This window comes from Marivita sp., from assembly GCF_020055675.1.
GTDB lineage: Bacteria > Pseudomonadota > Alphaproteobacteria > Rhodobacterales > Rhodobacteraceae > Marivita.
In genome coordinates this window covers 17,627-34,174 of record NZ_JAIPUS010000014.1, presented here as the reverse complement: position 1 = coordinate 34,174, position 16,548 = coordinate 17,627, and the positions used below count along the sequence as shown (strand labels likewise).

Here is a 16,548-nt window from a genome sequence, read left to right as displayed (position 1 = left end):
CCCTGATGAAAAGAGACCGGCGCCAAAGGCGCCGACCCGACCTTTATGTACGGATATTGATGATCGTCTGGGTCAACTGCGTCGAGGTTTCTATCGCCTTGGACGCCGCCTGGAAATTTCGTTGCGCCGTGATAAGGTTGACCAGCTCCTCGGTGATGTCCACATTCGACCGCTCAAGCGCACCGGACTGGATCGACCCAAACCCTTCGGTTCCGGCTTCCCCGATGATCGGATCCCCCGACGAGGCCGTCTGGACAAAAGTTGCATTGCCGACCTGTTTCAAGCCGTTCTGGTTGTTGAAGTTTGCCATCACGATCTTGCCCAACGGTTTGTTCTGCCCATTGGTGTAATTGGCCCGCAACAGACCCGTGGCATCGATGTCCAACCCGTCAAGACGACCGGATGTAAAGCCGTTCTGTTCAAGGTTATTGACCACGAAGGGCGTCGCCAACTGCGACGAGTCGCTATAGTCGATATCGAGCGAGATCGAGAACGTCTCGGTTTGCGCTTCGTAGCGGGTCAAACCCTGCGGACTGATCAACTGGCCCGTCTTGTCAAAGGTCAGCTCACCTTCATTGAGGTAAAGCGGGAAATAGCCCTCGACAAGATTGTCCGGCTCCGAGTCGACGATCTCGCCGTTTTCGTTCACGAACAGAGGGACACCGTTTTCGTTGGTGGCCTGGACAAGGTTGGCGATCGACGGCACGCTTCCGATACCGAGCGGAACATCGTCAAGACCAAGCTTGGCCGGACCCCGGACCCGGATGGTCGATTCATCTCCGGTTGTTCCGGTGGTAAAGACAAAGTTGTTGTCGTCCGGCTGGTACCGCACGGTGACGCCACCGATTGTATTGCCGGTGATGGGATCCTGCATCTGGTTGATACGTTCCTGAAGCCGCTCGGCCAGGCTCGATCCGATGTAGTTGCCGCCAGGGATGTCGATCACGGCGTTGATTCCGTCGACAGACACATTGAATGTCGTTTCCTTGTTCGCCGGGTTCAGGAAAACGGGGTTGGAATTCAACGGATCGGTCGCCGGCGCGCCCACTGCACGGGCCGGGAGCGATTGAAGGCCCGTCCCTTCGGCAAAGCTGACACTCTTGCTGCTGCCCACGCCCATAAGATCGTTTTCGCCCGACGCCAGCACACGCGACGCGAGGTCAATAGTTCCTGCTCCGACACGCGCGGACTTTGTTGTCGGATCAATTTCATAGCGACCAACCTGGATATTAGAGGCTTGTTGCGTTGTCGGAACACCCAAGGCCTTGTCCTGTGTAATCGCCTCGCCAGTCGTCCCACTTTCAAAGGTAAAGGCACGTGTCTCGCGGTCATAGCTGACCTTGGCGCCGAACCGCGTGGGACCATCGCCCAGGTTCGCCCCGTCAAAGACAAAAGGCTGCCCCTTGACGCTGGTCGCGCTGGTGATCTCGACCCGTGGAGAGGAATTGCCGGCCAGACCAAAGGCGTTCACGCCCGAGTCGCTGCCACCAGAGACCTGTATCGCGGACAGATTGCTGATTGCGCCGCCCGGCCCCAATGTCGTGTGATCCACATTGAAGACAATACTTTGCGTCGCGGCATCATATGCGACTTCGATGGGTGGATTCAACTCATCCACCCAAGCCATGGCTGTGGTGCCATTATCGAGACCAAGTGTAGCGGCTTTCGCGTCAGAATCGGTCACGTTGCCCGTAGGGTCAATATTAAAGATATTGACAGAGAAGTCCGTATTCAGATCAGTATCGCTATACCCATGACGCGCGGCATCCGTTTCGCGCACAACAAGCCGCTGATTGTTAAAGCTTGTGGCAGACCCCTCTACACTTAGATCCGCACCCTCGAAATAGGCCTCAACATCCGAGGATCGTCCGGACAGCACAAAGTAGCCTCCGCCAGAAATGTTTATATCGCCCTCAGGGAGCCCAAGACCACCGGTTGCAATTTCGATCTTGTCATTGTCTACGTCAATGTCCGTAATCCGGAAATTCCGGCCATTTAGCGCCTCAGCATCCTCATCCGCACCCATGAGCAGGATCGTATCTCCGACATTGTAGTCACCGGCTGCAATATCATCCATTGTGATAACCAAACGGTTATTTTGGGAGTCAAAGCTTATAGTGTCTGCTGCATCTTCAACTGCGAGCTTTTGATCATACACGCCCACCGTTGGTCGATTTCCGACATTTGTGTAGGCCAAATGACGGTCTTTTGGAATGGCAAAATCTCTGGCCGGCGTCGAACCGCTAGCTTCAGTTAAAAGAACCGTGCCGAAATAATCCGTTTGCTTTAGCGCCGCTTCAATTGACTCCAATACTACGGCTTCATCATCATCAGCCGCGATATCCACGGTCAGGTCAGTCAGGGCCGGGTCAGAAAAGGTGATGGTTACATCACCTTCAACGGACGTCCCACCCAAATCGGAAACCGTGAATTCTCCGCTGTTATAGGCGACCCCCCACCTGTCTGATGAACTGGACACAGTAGTGACACCCAGATCGCGCGTGGTGTACTTGAAGTCAAAAACTTCCGGGTCCGCTGGCGGTTCGGATATCTTGGCCCCGCCTGTCAACTGCGCAAACTGCTTGTCCGACGCGCCCGGAACGAAACCCGAACCCAGATCACTGTTCAAAGTCTCGTTCAGGCGCGTTTGCGCATGGGCAAGAAACACATCAAGATCGAAATTTGGCGACGTGCTTTCCGACAAATCCATCCCGGCCTGGATTGAAACAAAGGACGGTTGCAGCAGATCAACCTCCAGCGGCTCGCTGTCTACCGGCGCATCTCCGGATGTGGTTGGCTGGAAAAGCTGCAAGGAAATCTTGTCATCCACACCTTTCTGAATCTCAAGCTTGCGGGCATCGTCATGGGCCGCGTTGATCGCCCGCTCCACCTCGGCGGCCAGCTGCTCGGCATTATACCGGCCCGCCCTGACATCGATGCTCACTGGACGCGTGCCGTCGTCGATGTTCACCAGAAGAAAATCACGCCCCCAATAAACACCCTGGTTGGCGTCGGGATTTGCTTCATACGTGGCCCCGAATTGCATGGGGTCGGTGACAATTTCGATTTCGCCCGTACCCTCATCCCCGAAGTTGAAGCTGCTTTCCTGCCCGGTCAGGGCCGCGGGCTTTGACGGCACGCGGTCATTCTGCTCATCGAGCTTGTAAAGCGGAGAGCTCTTTCCCTCGAGGGTAAAGCTGTCGTCCGGCACCGAAGTCGTCTGGTTGCCAAACCGGTCAATAAATATCTGCTCGTCAGAGCTGGTGACAGCCGGCACCAGATCGGGCGGCACAACCTCGTCATTGATGACAAGGCGGGTCTCGAACTTGTTGGTCGGATCGTCGGCCGTCGCACGCTGCGTCTTGATGAAATAGACCGTCGCGATCGTCGGATTGCCCAGATCGTCGAAGATCGTGAATGATGTCGAATTCGTAAAGCTTTCGGGATCTTCGGGATCAAAAGTGTAGCCGTCTGCGAATTTTTCCTTCTCGGTCACCACATCCGCGCTGGCCGGAACATTTACCGCCAGATCAACCATGGACGTCGCCTGCGGATCACCGGATGTCACCGGCAACCGCAACGGAGAGGCGCTGTTGATATCCTTGGCGGTCACCGACCCGTCTTCGTTGACCGGATAGGCCAGCAGGAACTGTCCCGAGCTGTCCACGACGTTTCGATTGTTGTCGACATTGAACGAGCCATTGCGCGTGTAGACCACCTGGGTAGACGTCAGGCTGGGCTTCAGCGCGAAAAAACCCTGGCCGGAAATCGCCATGTCCAGTGCATTCAGTGAGGACGCGATGTTGCCCTGCGTGAACTGCTGCTTGACCCCCTTCAGGATCGCGCCCGAACCGATCGCGGATGAGTTGTTCTGCAACGGCGAGGTGGCAAAGATGTCACCAAACTCGGCGCGTGAACGCTTGAAACCCGTGGTGCCGACATTTGCGACGTTGTTCGACGTCGCCGATATGTCGGATTGTGCGCCATTGAGGCCCGTCAAAGCAGTGTAGAAGGACATGTTTCTCTCCTGTTATTCTTGGATGTGCGCTGATTTACAGTCGGAAGCGCAGCACTTCCGCAGCGCTGACATCACCGTAATCCCTGACCTCCAAAGTCGCGTTTCCAGCTGATCGTGCGCCCGACGCGCCAATCACCTCGGCAAAGACATTCGGCATCAGGCTTTCAGGGCCATCGCCATAGTTTACCGACACATCCATTCGCACACCGCGAGACCCATCGCGGTATCGCTCGGGCAGGTCTGCCCAGGCAAAGCCGGACATCCCGCTGGAACGCCCCCCCAGTTCAAGCGTGTGCAGCAGCTCGCCGGTTTCCGCGTCCGCAAAGCTGATCCGGGTATCCAGCGACGCGCGCTCCAGATCCAGCATGCCGTGAATTTCGCCGTCACTATCGGCCCGCGCAACTTCGCCCGGCACCAAAACCGAATGCCCCAGCATATTGACAGAAGACGCCAGCCTGAACTGGTCAATCTGCTCGGCGATACCCGACATCGTCTTGGACATGTCGCTGATCCCGGCAACCGACGAAAACTGCGCCATCTGCGCGATGAAATCACCGTTGTCCATGGGCGCAAACGGATCCTGGTTTTGCAATTGCGCAGTCATCAAACGCAGAAATTCTGCCTGCCCAAGCTCATCTTTCGTCTCTGCGCTCTTTGCGTCGGTCGTGCTGATCCCCAACTTTGACAGCAGCGCGTTCTGCGCCGCGAGGCTTTTGTTGTCGACGTCCATTCACCTGACTCCTTAAGACTTGCCCATGTTCACGGTCCGCAGCATCAGCGTGCGCAGCGTCGTGACCACTTCAAGGTTGTTCTGGTACTGCCGACTTGCCTCTAGCATATCGACCATCTCGTCATTCACATCGACCGTGGAGACGTAAACAAAGCCCTGCTCATCCGCGAGCGGATGTCCGGGGTCGTGAATTTGCTGCGGATCACGATCAAGCTCTACAACATCGCGCACATCCGTCGTGGCCATTTGTGCATTGCGCCGGCCGCCCTCGAAATATGTCTGGAACACGGGGCGCAAGGGGCGAAAGGCCGCTTCGGCCGTTCCCGACCTGACATTGGCGTTGGCTATGTTTGACGCGACCGTGTTCAGCCTGACCTGCTGCGCCGCCATCGACCGGCCCGCGATATCGAATATATTTTTAAGTTCCGCCATCATTCCCCCCGGATCGCCGTCATCAGGCCCGAAATACGTTTGTTGAGGAACGTCAGCGTCGTCATGTAGCGAAGGGAGTTCTCCGAGAACTCCATCTGCTCTACCGCCATTTCCACTGTATTGCCGTCAAAAGACGGATTGAGCGGCTGGCGGTATTTCACGCCGCTCGTGCCAATGCTGGCAAGCCCGTCGACATGCCGCGCACTCGACATCCGCACCGGGCTTTCGCCGTTTTGCCGCGCCATTTCAAGGTCAAAATCCATATCGCGCGCCTTGTAGTTGGGTGTGGCTGCGTTCGCTATGTTGGATGCCAGCAAGTTGTTGCGCTTTTCGCGCAACACAAGCGTTGAGGCCTGAAAGGAAATGTGGTCCTTGAGAGCATTCATGAATTTCGTCCGTGACGTCCTGTTTCTGGTCCGAGTTTTGCAAGTTGAATGCCAAATCTCAGCCGGAGACCGGAATGCCCGAAAAAATCGCCCCATCGCCGCGCAGGCCGCAAAAGCCACCAAACGCGGCCCCGTCGAAAAAGGCCGATCCTGTAACGGACAAGTTGTTGCAGCATCTTGCCGACACGCCTGCCCTGACCGCGGTCGAAGTGCTCGCGAACATGTTGCCAGACACCGAAGACCCCGCTACCCGGCTGGCGATCATGCGGACACGGATAAAAGTACTTCGTGCCAGAACAACCGCCTGCCAGCTTGGCAAGCCCGTTGCCGGCGATACCACCCTTGGTGAAGTCTTCGCCAATCAAGCCAGCACCGAACAACAGCTGTCGGCACATGTGGCAGACCCATCAGATTCAGACCCCGAGCCAAAAGCCGACACCGCCTCAGACACAAAACCGGTGGAAGCAACGATAAAAGTGCGGCTTCTCCAGACGTATATTCATGAAGGCATTGAATTGCCCCAGGGGAGCGAGTTTCAGGTCAGAACACAGTCCGCCACAAACCTTGCGAAGCGCGGAGTTTGCGAAGTCCTCGAAGACCCCGAGACGCCGGACACGCCCGAAGACCCCGAAAACGTCAAGTAATCACGCGAACCCGGAGACTTGCTGCATGGCCAATTCACTCATCGGACTGTTGATCACCGCGCTTGTTCTAACCGGAAGCCTGCGTGACTGCGCCAGCATGACCCGCTTCAATCAGGAAAGTTACGATTGCTCTGCCGTCAGCGCGCCCTTCAGTCGCATCGATTTCAGCGATACCGATGTCGGAAAGCAAGGAACGGTCGAAGGCGGCACACCGGCAAAAGTGACCATCGCCACCTCTGACGATAACCAGATCACCGCGACATGGGGAGACGGCACGGTCAGAATCAACCGCCAGACTGGGGCCGTCACCACGACGCTCAGAAACAACGTCAAAACCTACGCCTGCAAGCAGGCCAACTTCCGGATGTAATCACCTGTATCGCTAAACCGGCGACCGTAACCGCCGTTTACTGAACAGATAGGGGAAGCATACCATGAGCGACACCAGACCAGACATCATATCGACACTCAATCGCTCGGGCAGCGGGATCGAGTTGAAAAGCCTCGTGTCTGGCCTTGTGGAGGCGGAAACCGGTGGCCAGCGCTCGTTGACGCAGCGCCGGGTCGAGGACACGAATACCACGATCTCCGCCATGGGGCAGTTATCCCAGGAGGTCGGTTTTTTCCGGGACGGCATGTCGCGCGCCGCCGAAACCGCTTCTCGCGGCGCGGGCAGCTCGTCGAGTGCCGTTTCGATCGACGTGACCAACGAAGCCACCGCAAAGGACATTTCCGCAGCTATTGAAGTTGAGGAACTCGCCTCGCCGCAGGTGCTGACGTTTCAGTTCGATGCCAACACAACCCGGAGCACTGCCGTTTCCACCGGGTCCATTTCCCTGGATACTCCGGCCTGGACAGACCCCCGCACCGCGGAGATTAGCACCAACGCGGCCACTCTTGGCGGGCTGGCGGATGCAATCAACGGCGTCGAAGGCCTGACCGCGTCCTTGCTTGATACCGGCAACGGTCTTGCGATGGTCGTGAAGGCGGAAGACGGCATCGACAGCGCGCTTGACGCGAACTCGATCACAGCCGTGAAAACCGCACTCGGCATGACCGCAGATGCGGTGGACGGTGAAACCGACAGCGCAAAAAACCCCCTCGGGGCCGCCACCGCGGAAACCGTCGCGAAAAACGCCAGTTTCAACGTGGACGGGCTTCAGATCACGCGTGGGTCGAACGAGATTGATGATCTGTTCGCAGGTCACACGTTGACCTTGAATGCCGTCGGAACCTCCAACCTGACATCGGCAGAAACAAGCGCCTCTCTCAAAGACCGCGTCAACGGTTTCTTGGCCGAAGTGAACGCCCTTAAATCCTATCTGGAGACGGCCACGCAGCGCGGTCTCAACGGGGCCGAACCGGGGCCGCTGGCCGGAGACCGATCCGCGCAATCCGTGCTGGATCGCCTTAGGGGCATTACGACACAACCGATCCCCGGCTTTGGTGACGAGCCCGTCTTTCTGGCCCAGCTTGGCATCCAGACTGAACGGGATGGCAGCCTGACCCTCAACGAGTCCGTGTTCGACACGCGCATTTCCGAAAACCCGGACATGGCACAGGCGATTTTCGCCACACAGTACAGTGCCGATGACGACCGGGTTTCAGTCACCGGCCTGTCATTCGCGCCACCGGAGCCAGGCCGCTACGATCTGGTCTACGATCCCGCGACGTCACCCGCCACAGCAACGCTGAATGGGGAGGCCCTGACCGTCAGCACCAACAACGCCGGCCAAATCGTCCTGCGGTCGACCAACGACGGCACCAATGGCATGGTCATGACACTTGATCAGGACGTCGCTATCAGCACAACCGTGGGCTACGGCACAAGCCTTGTGGACCAGATGGGCAGCTATGCCGAAGAGCTGCTTGGCCGCAACGGCGTTCTGGCACGCCGAGAAACGCAACTTGGCGAAGACTTGCTGGAATTCGAACTGTCGCTGGAAACCCTGGACGAAAAGGCCGCGGCCCTGACGGAACGCTACAATATACAGTTCGGTCGCATGGAGGCGGTCATCACCAGCCTTAACAAGACCGGCGAATACATGCAGTCGCTTATGGATTCATGGAACAGCGACAATTGACGTCGCATCAGAAGATCCCTTTTCGCATGGTCGGTTAGGATGCCGGTAATATGACCACATGGGATCGGGCTCATGCTTGAGGATGATAAGCCCGTGTCGCACAAGCCAGGATCAAGACCCGTGAATGCAAAATTCGGTCGGCAGCAACGCCGAAGCGACGAAACATGGCGTGCCGGTGTGTTCTTGCGCGTTCGCGGCAATGGCGAGAAAATCTGGGTGCAACACATCCGGATCAACGGTCAGCCACGCAAGGTGGTTCTGGGAAATTTCCCGGGGCTGTCGATGTCGGACGCGCGCAGGGTGGCGGCGGAAAACCAAAACATGGTCGATAGTGGCGGCGATCTTGTGGCCAAACAACGGCAGGAAAACACCAAGGCGATCCGTGCGCGCCTTGACAGTCTGGCGGAACGCAGGAAAAGCGCCGGCTTCGCATCTGCCGATCCGGCGGATGCCTCTCCTCCTGAGGTAGCCCCAGTCAAGCGCGCGCCAAAACCACAAAAGAAAAAGGCCGCTGCACGGACACCCCAGGTCGTGTCAAAAGATCCCACTAGGGAACAGAAAAAGCCAACGCCAACCACCGCTACGAATAAGCCCGACCGGTTGACCGCCACGACGCAAAACACGTCACCGGCCCCAGAGCAAACCCCGACGTCGCAAAAACCGCAAAGGTCCGAGGATGGGGCCGGTCCCACCGACAGACCGCCTTCTCAGGCCGCGCAAGACACGGTATCGCAATCCGAAGTTCAACGCCTTTGTGACGAGGCGCGCAGGGTCGGGCCGAATGTACTGGCCCTGATCGAACATGTTTTGAACGAAGACCCCAAATCGGTGATCGCGCTTCGCCGATGCGAGGGGATTTTGGCCTTGAAACACACCAGCGACAACCATCTTGACGACGCCTGTGCACAAGCCCTTGACGCCGGTGAGGTGTCTTTGACCGGAGTGATGTCACACGTACAGGCCAGACGTTCCATGGATATGGACGAGACGGATTCTGACCCCTCTGATATGGCGCATGCGAATATTCGCGGCGCCAATTACTTTTACTGAAAAGGACCGGCTGAATGCCCAATCACCCCACTTACCAGATGTTGCGCGCCTTGAAACTTGATGGAATGGCGGATGTCTATGCGGAACTCCTCGCACATGACGCAAGCCGTGCTCAGGATCCGAGCGAATGGATCAGCCTGATGGCCTCACGTGAGAAATCCATCCGGGATACCCGCCGTCTCCAAAGCCGTTTGCGGGCAGCCAAACTGCGCGATGAAAGCGCAACGATGGACACGGTTGATTTTCAGGTTCAGCGCAATCTTGATCGGGCGCAGTTCGAAAAGCTTCGGGATGGCGAATGGATCCGGTCGCGCAAGTCCATTCTGATCACAGGACCCTGCGGTGTGGGCAAGTCATACCTTGCCTGCGCATTGGGCTTTGAAGCGTGCCGTCAGGATCATCCGGTTTTATACTACCGAATGCCACAGCTTTTTGCCGATCTGGCTGCAGCCCGCGAGGCCGGCAATTTTGACCGGTTGTTCCGCAAGGTCGTTCGTGCGGACGTTCTGATCATCGACGATTGGGGGCCGGATGTGCTCTCACCGACCGAGCGGCGCGACCTGATGGAACTCGTTGACGAACGGTACCGACGGAAATCAACGATCATCACCAGTCAGTTGCCCGTCGCAAAATGGTACGACACGATTGCGGATCCGACATTTGCGGACGCAATTTTGGACCGACTGGTACATCAGGCCCAGCGGTTCGAACTTGAGGGGCACTCGCTGCGCAAGACCATGCATGAAGAGCCGCACGAAACGCGAAAGCCCGGTTTTGCGCAGGTATTCAGCCGCAGGACCTGAGGCAGGCGCTTTCCCGGCACGGGCAAAAACCGCTAACCCCGGCGCCGTTTGACCAACGCCATTCTTCAAGAACAGCCTGGTTTGTCCTTGCTTGATGGTTGGCCCATATTACCGCGCGGACCCGCGGCAAGCCCTGTGCAGTACCGGGCGGTCAGCTCGGGTCGGGGCGCTTGCGTCGCCAGCCACGGGGCGTCTGGGTGCGGCGTTTCTTGCGGCGGTCTATTTTGACATCGGGAATGAACAGCCCGATCCACAACAAGTAGGCCATGAATTCTGCCACTTGGGGGGGCAGCGCGGTGATGGCATTCGTTTGCACCGCGTCGTCTTGGACGATCTGCCGAACGTTCATGGCAGCAACCAGGGCATCTGCCTGTGCGACCTCGGGTTCGGCAGCGTAGGGCATGCCATCGGCTGCCGGGTCTGCACGCAGCAAAGGATCGGCGGGATCAAGAACCGCAGTGGCAAAATCGGTCATCTGGTCCAAAAGGCTTTGGCCATAGGCGATGTCCGTGGTGATCGGCTCCTGCGCGTTTAACACGATGGAAACCTCTTGTGTTTGTCTGCGCAAGGTCAAAACTGGCCGCCCCAGAGCATCCTGTCCCGTGGCCAGTGGTATTCCGTTCAACGTGGCGACAACCGGGGTGTGCGTCGGGTCATAGACCAACCGATGGACGGCCCCATGCAACAGGTGCGGCCCGTCCCGCGGTGACGCGGCGCCATCATGCCCTGCGTCGGGTCCGAGGATCGCCGCGACCATCTCACGCTTGGACTTGGCCATACGGGTGAACCGACCTTCCTCCAGTTTCATAAACCCTGCAGCGTCGAATCCGATCCCCAGATCGGCGGGAAAAACTGGGTCGGATCTAAAGCCATGGATGGGTCGCGACACAATCTTGCGCAGCCGATCAAGCAAGACTTGCGCGATCATCCGATCTGACAGCGACGAGGCCGTTGCCACACCCGTGCCGCGTTGCGCCGTATTCACAAGAAACGTGATCAGGGTGTTCATCTCGCGCAGCAACGTCGCTACGCGTTTTTGCAGGGACGCTATGGTTTCCTCGGATTGCAGGCGTGCCAGGCCGGGCGCATGGGCGGTGATGTGATAGCCCGGCAAAAGGGTGTCCATCGCGGTCGCAGCATGCACGAAGGGCCTGCCATTCAGATCGCCCATCGTGTCCTTGGCTGCAATCCCTCCGGTCGACACCACAAGGAGCTGGCCGCCCGATGGTAAGGCGGGTTGCAACAGGCGCCGCAGTGCGACGATGGAGCCTGGCTCCAGCGCGTTAAGGGACCCCGACCGGGTTTTGACCAGAAGCGCCAGCCCCTCCCTTGTTTGCAACAGCGACGCTTTGATCCCCGATATGCCATTCAGGCTTTGTACAAGGGCCTTGAGCGTATCGTTGTCAGGGCTAATAACCAAGGTCTGTCCAGCCTGTTGCGATTGCCCCGGCTGCTGGCCCGCTTGTACGGTGGTCAGCCTCACCGGGTCGGCAGTAGACTGCAATACCGTGTCGGGTGTTGCGCTTTGGGCCAGTCTGAACACGGTTATCTGGGGCGCTGCCAGTTGCCGTATGGCGATGTTTGCAGTGAATGTCTTGGCGAGCGCCGGATTTTCCATCCCAATGGACGCGGTCCTTGGGGCGGTGCTTGTCATCTTGAAGTCTGTCCCGTTCACCGCTCCAACCGATGATCTGAAGCCGCTGACAGCTTTGAGAATGCGGGCCTTGACGGAAATCCGGGTATCAACGCTGTCGGCCACACGTTGAGTCTTTGCCGCTGTATGGGTGTTCACGGTCGCGTCAGCCTGTCGCGATGTTGCATCCGTCGTCAGGCCGCGTTCGGACGGGGGACTGCCAGTGTTTGAAAAAAACGGGGGCTTTATATCAACCATCAGATACTCCTCACCTGAAAAGCACTACCTTGCATCCGCGACCTCAGCGAAAGGCAAACCCCTTACAACGAACGGAGGTCGCACCGGCTTTCAGGTAAATCTATGCGTCTGGTTTTCGCAAAACGCCTGATTAAAGAAACGTCATGAGGTAGCGAACATTTACCCCGGATCGAGGGACTGATCTGCGACTGAACTTTGATCCAGTTGAGACTGGAGCGCTTTGGGTTGATGCGCAGGTTGGCCCAGATGTCGGGTGCGGCGGTAAGTTGCGCGGCAAATGCCTTGGGCGTCTGGTAGCCAAGTGCCAAACGCGGGCGTTTTTCGTTGAAATCGGCGGTCCAATCCCGGATCACGCTGCGGGCATGGCCCACGTTTTGGAACTTGGTCTCGTTCAAGAGCGCCCGGCGCATGCGCGACTCAAGACCGAATGATGATTCATTTTATCGTTCAGGGCGAAGCACGCAGGACTAATCTGTTCACATCGAGAAGATGTTCTTGCATAAGTCGAACGGCTTGCTGGCTGTCGCGGCATGAAATCGCGTTGAAAAGGGCACGGTGCTGCTCGCCGAACCGGGTCATTACATCCGGTGTGTGACTTTCGCGCCGAAGACTGGCCCAGGTCGCAAGTTTCCGAACGGTGCGGATCGAGTCGTAAACTTCAAGAAAAAGAGGGTTTCGAGCGATAACCGCGATGTTGTAGTGGAACGTGTCATCGGCGATTTCGTAGGCTGCGCGTTCACCAGTGTCGATCGTCGCCAGCATCATTTGTTCAAGCCGCGCGAGATCTCCGCGTCGCGCCCGGGCGGCTGCATGGGCGGCGAGAGCGGGTTCGATCTCGAGCCGGACCTCCATGATGTCCTGCGGGGTGACTTCACGTGCTATCCGGGTAAGGGCACTGTGCCCTTGCGATACCGGCGGCGCGGCAAAGGTTCCGCGACCCTGACGCCGATAAACCGTACCTTCTTCCTCAAGACGTTCCAGCGTCACCCGCAACTTTGAACGGCTGACACCAAAGCGCTCGGCCAATTCGCGCTCGGGTGGCAGGCGACCGTCTATCGCCACCTCGCCAGACTGCATGAGATGGCTCAGCTGCCTGAAAAGGTCTTCTTCGTCCGTCATACGGCCAAAGCGGCAAAAAGATCAAAGAACATGCGGCCCGATGTGAACAACAGGAAAAGTCCAAAGGTCAGCCGTAACGCCCTGCGGGGAATCTTGTGTGCAATGGCAACCCCAACGCGTGCGAACAAGACCGTCAGAGGGATAATGATGGCCGCCGCTGCAAGGTTGACGTAACCCAACGAGAGTGGGGGCAGGCCTGCTTGGCCGAGTCCCGTCAGAACGTAGATGACCGCGCCAGGCACTCCGATGATGAACCCGATCGCAGCCGAGGTTCCAACGGCGCGACGAATTTCGTAGCCCAGAAAATTCAACAACGGCACGCAGACCGTGCCACCGCCGATACCCATCATTGCGGAAATAGCTCCTGCCACCACGCCAAAGAATGCCCAGACAGGTTTGGAAAAGCGTCGCGGCGCATCTATCTCTCCACCGCCTCGCAAGATCATGTCGAGCGCGACCAAGAGCGCGACGACGGCAAAGACGGCAATCAGTGTCAGTCCCGAGACAATGCCGCCCAGCATTCCGCCTATCAGCACGCCAACGAGGATTGATGGCCCCCAGAGTTTGAGGAGGTCGAAATCGATAGCGCCGCGCCGGTAATGTCCCACCGATGAGCTGATCGAAGTGAAAATGATGGTGGCCAGCGATGTGCCCACCGACAACTGCATGATCTGACTTGGATTCATCCCAGTCAATGAGAGGGCGAAGTAAAGAGCGGGCACGATGACGATGCCGCCCCCTACTCCAAGCAGACCCGCAAGGGTGCCACCTGCGATACCGGCTGCGATTGCAGGCAAGGCAATGGTCACAACGAAGGTCGCGAGTTGGTCTTCCACGTCAGGAGTCCCGTTGGGTCGCGCGTGATCGCGTTGACATTCCCAGCTTCGCGCGACGGTCTTCTTCCGCTGCAATGGACGCGTCAATCGGGCCTCTATCGGTGCACCCTGAAAAATTCGCCGTTGTTGCGAAGGCTGGTGCAACGTGACTGTAGCGCTCGCGGGATACATCAAGCAGGCGGTCGAGTTCGGCCAGCGGATCTTCGTGATCATCGACGCGCAGATCGAGGATCGCGTAGGGCTCTCCGCGGTTGATCTTGAGGCCAGCGGCCTGCCGACCACGTTTATCACCGCCGGCCGTTTCGCCTGCGCGCATGGCGTGAAGAAGCCGTTCGGGAAATGGTAGATCGGTGGCTTCGGCATAGGCGTCAAACGTGGCGCGGACAACAGCCTCACCCGTCAGCATGTTGCCCGCGACCGAGTGAAGATCGCCGGACAGGTGCCCGCACCAGTCGACGCATTCGCGGCCGGTATGAGCCGCGAAGTTTCCAGCGGAGTCCAGCATGTGGCATTGGCGAATGTGCTGTCCCTCGTCACGGGACACGAAATCTGCCAGCACAACATTTGCGGGTTCTCCGGCTTCAAGCCGGGCGAGACCTTCGGTGCCCCAGAGTGGATTCACGAAGGCCTGTGTCGCAACAGCGGAGCTGGCACCGATGTGGGGCACAAGAGCGCCGCAGGCGAAAAACCGCGAGGCAACGGCGATACCGATTTCCCCACTGTCGGCGTTACGGGCGATGAGTGAATAGGTCATGATCAGCGTCCAATCGCATAGGCTTGCATCAGCCGCGGCGTCGCCGCAGCAATCAGTGTCCCGTCCGGGTTTCGCAACGCTGCCGTAAGGCGCCCGACCGTCCATGGCTCTGCGACCGTGACGCGATGGCCACGGGCGCGCAGTGCGGCAATGCAGTCGCCACCAACATTGGGTTCGATCATCATCTCGCCCGGCTTCACCGCGCGCGGAAAAAACGAGCCCTGGAAATGCATCGAGTGGAAAAGCGGGGCATCTATACCTTCCTGCAATCCCAGCCCGTGGTGGACGAACCTGAGAAACCAGATCAGCTGCCATTGGTCCTGCTGATCTCCGCCGGGTGTCCCGAAGACAAGGCGTGCACCGTTCTGATGCTCAGCCAGTGTCGGCGTCAAGGTGGTCCGTGGGCGGCGACCGGGAGCAAGCGACGTCGGCAGCCCCTCTTCCAGCCAGAACATCTGGGCCCGCGAGTTCAGAGGGAAGCCAAGACCCGGTATCACCGGATTTGACTGTAACCAGCCGCCCGAAGGCGTGGCTGCGACGCAATTGCCCCAACGATCGATCACATCAAGGTGGACGGTGTCACCCTTCCTGTCGGTCAGATGGGCCATTGTCGGCTCTTGAGCCGCGACTTCGCTGACACCGAAGTCGCGGGCGGCGCGTGCGATATAGGCGTCCGCCTGATGCTCGAAACCGGGCACCCGACCGGGGCGCTGGTCCATCGACGCCTCTTGGCCGATCAACGTGGCACGTTTGGCATTATACGCATCGGACAGCAGGTGTTCCATCGGGATCACGCTATGCTCGGGGTCGCCATAGTAGGCTTCGCGGTCAGCATAGGACAGCTTCACCGTCTCGATGACCGTGTGGATGAACTCCGGACCCATAGGGTCCATCGCTGCCAGATCGATATGCTTGAGGATTGCCAAGGACTGCAACAGCACCGGTCCCTGCCCCCATGGCCCGGTCTTGTGAACCGTCCAGCCGTGGTAGTCGTAGGAAAGGGGCGCCTCAAACTCGGCACGCCAGTCGGCCATATCGTCAGCCGCAAGAACCGCGCGGTTCTTGCGCTCGCTCACATCGTGAACCTCGGCGTCTTTCAGGTAGTCAAAGATCGCCTCGGCGACGAAACCTTCGGCCCATTCGGTGCGGGCGGCGTCTATCTGCGCGATGCGGTCACCGCCGGCGGCCTCGGCGTTCCCAACAAGACGCTCATAACTGCGGGCAAGGTCCGGGTTTCGAAAAAGCGCATGGGGTTCGGGGGCCCGGCCGCCAGGCGTCCATACTTCCGCGGAGGACGGCCATTCGGCGGCGAAATACTCAGCCAGTCCGGCAATGGTATCCGCCACACGTGGCAGCATCGGATGGCCATCGCGCGCGTAGGCGATCGCGGGTTCCAGCACCTCGCGGATCGTCATGGTGCCGTGGTCACGCAACAGCAACATCCATCCGTCGAACGCTCCCGGCACCACGGTCGACAACAAACCGGATCCGGGGATCAACTCGATCCCCTGTGAATTGTAATGCGCTATCGTGGCGGCCTTTGGCGCAGGACCCTGTGCCGCGACAACGCCGTTACCGGTTTTGACGCTGTGAAAGACAACGGGCAAGTCGCCCGCCGGGCCATTCAGGTGCGGCTCGACGATCTGTAAAGTCAGACCCGTGGCAACGGCAGCGTCAAAGGCATTACCGCCTTTTTCAAGGATCGACATCCCCACGGCAGACGCGATCCAATGGGTCGAGGTCACGACGCCAAAGGTGCCACGGATATCGGGACGGGTGGTAAAATTAGTCATAAGTTTTG

At 58.5% G+C, this 16,548-nt stretch carries 15 protein-coding genes; 5 read left to right on the top strand and 10 right to left on the bottom strand.

Annotated features, from left to right (window positions below; genetic code table 11):
• Positions 1 to 43: 43 nt before the first annotated feature.
• The 4 genes from LCF59_RS10850 to flgB are packed head-to-tail and all read right to left on the bottom strand — an operon-like array spanning position 44 to position 5,566.
• On the bottom strand, positions 44 to 4,018 hold the full coding sequence (locus tag LCF59_RS10850; protein ID WP_292287487.1) for a flagellar hook-basal body complex protein: 3,975 nt from the start codon (positions 4,016 to 4,018) through the stop codon (positions 44 to 46).
• 34 nt (positions 4,019 to 4,052) lie between these two features.
• On the bottom strand, positions 4,053 to 4,748 hold the full coding sequence (locus LCF59_RS10845) for a flagellar hook capping FlgD N-terminal domain-containing protein (protein WP_292287486.1): 696 nt from the start codon (positions 4,746 to 4,748) through the stop codon (positions 4,053 to 4,055).
• A gap of 12 nt (positions 4,749 to 4,760) precedes the next feature.
• Positions 4,761 to 5,180: a flagellar basal body rod protein FlgC gene (gene flgC, locus LCF59_RS10840; protein WP_292287485.1), complete on the bottom strand. Its 420-nt coding sequence runs from the start codon at positions 5,178 to 5,180 to the stop codon at positions 4,761 to 4,763.
• The gene (gene flgB, locus LCF59_RS10835; protein ID WP_292287484.1) at positions 5,180 to 5,566 is read right to left on the bottom strand and encodes a flagellar basal body rod protein FlgB; all 387 of its coding nucleotides are present in this window, start codon (positions 5,564 to 5,566) and stop codon (positions 5,180 to 5,182) included. Before flgB ends, flgC begins: the two co-directional genes overlap by 1 nt.
• Before the next feature lie 74 nt (positions 5,567 to 5,640).
• Here flgB and LCF59_RS10830 point away from each other — a divergent pair, with 74 nt between their 5' ends.
• The 5 genes from LCF59_RS10830 (at position 5,641) to istB (ending at position 10,147) form a co-directional block, all read left to right on the top strand.
• Positions 5,641 to 6,210, top strand: a complete 570-nt coding sequence (locus tag LCF59_RS10830; RefSeq protein ID WP_292287483.1) for a hypothetical protein — start codon at positions 5,641 to 5,643, stop codon at positions 6,208 to 6,210.
• 25 nt (positions 6,211 to 6,235) lie between these two features.
• Positions 6,236 to 6,580, top strand: coding sequence for a hypothetical protein (locus tag LCF59_RS10825; protein WP_292287482.1), 345 nt, complete (start codon positions 6,236 to 6,238; stop codon positions 6,578 to 6,580).
• Between the two features lie 64 nt (positions 6,581 to 6,644).
• Positions 6,645 to 8,294, top strand: coding sequence for a flagellar filament capping protein FliD (gene fliD, locus LCF59_RS10820; protein ID WP_292287481.1), 1,650 nt, complete (start codon positions 6,645 to 6,647; stop codon positions 8,292 to 8,294).
• 120 nt (positions 8,295 to 8,414) lie between these two features.
• Positions 8,415 to 9,344, top strand: a complete 930-nt coding sequence (locus LCF59_RS10815) for an integrase arm-type DNA-binding domain-containing protein (RefSeq protein ID WP_292287480.1) — start codon at positions 8,415 to 8,417, stop codon at positions 9,342 to 9,344.
• 14 nt (positions 9,345 to 9,358) lie between these two features.
• Complete coding sequence (gene istB / locus LCF59_RS10810; protein WP_292287479.1) at positions 9,359 to 10,147, top strand: IS21-like element helper ATPase IstB; 789 nt, start codon at positions 9,359 to 9,361, stop codon at positions 10,145 to 10,147.
• Positions 10,148 to 10,298: 151 nt separating this feature from the next.
• Here istB and LCF59_RS10805 read toward each other — a convergent pair whose 3' ends face one another.
• The 6 genes from LCF59_RS10805 to LCF59_RS10780 all read right to left on the bottom strand — a co-directional run bounded on the left by LCF59_RS10805 (position 10,299) and on the right by LCF59_RS10780 (position 16,540).
• Positions 10,299 to 12,038, bottom strand: a complete 1,740-nt coding sequence (locus LCF59_RS10805; protein ID WP_292287478.1) for a hypothetical protein — start codon at positions 12,036 to 12,038, stop codon at positions 10,299 to 10,301.
• Between the two features lie 62 nt (positions 12,039 to 12,100).
• Positions 12,101 to 12,448 carry an integrase core domain-containing protein gene (locus LCF59_RS10800; RefSeq protein ID WP_292287477.1) on the bottom strand — a complete coding sequence of 116 codons (348 nt, stop codon included), beginning with the start codon at positions 12,446 to 12,448 and terminating at the stop codon, positions 12,101 to 12,103.
• Between the two features lie 37 nt (positions 12,449 to 12,485).
• Positions 12,486 to 13,157: a FadR/GntR family transcriptional regulator gene (locus tag LCF59_RS10795; protein WP_292287476.1), complete on the bottom strand. Its 672-nt coding sequence runs from the start codon at positions 13,155 to 13,157 to the stop codon at positions 12,486 to 12,488.
• Positions 13,154 to 13,993, bottom strand: coding sequence for a sulfite exporter TauE/SafE family protein (locus LCF59_RS10790; protein ID WP_292287475.1), 840 nt, complete (start codon positions 13,991 to 13,993; stop codon positions 13,154 to 13,156). Before LCF59_RS10790 ends, LCF59_RS10795 begins: the two co-directional genes overlap by 4 nt.
• Before the next feature lies 1 nt (position 13,994).
• Complete coding sequence (locus LCF59_RS10785) at positions 13,995 to 14,747, bottom strand: DUF1028 domain-containing protein (protein ID WP_292287474.1); 753 nt, start codon at positions 14,745 to 14,747, stop codon at positions 13,995 to 13,997.
• 2 nt (positions 14,748 to 14,749) lie between these two features.
• Positions 14,750 to 16,540, bottom strand: coding sequence for a gamma-glutamyltransferase family protein (locus tag LCF59_RS10780; protein ID WP_292287473.1), 1,791 nt, complete (start codon positions 16,538 to 16,540; stop codon positions 14,750 to 14,752).
• Between the last annotated feature and the right edge of the window lie 8 nt (positions 16,541 to 16,548).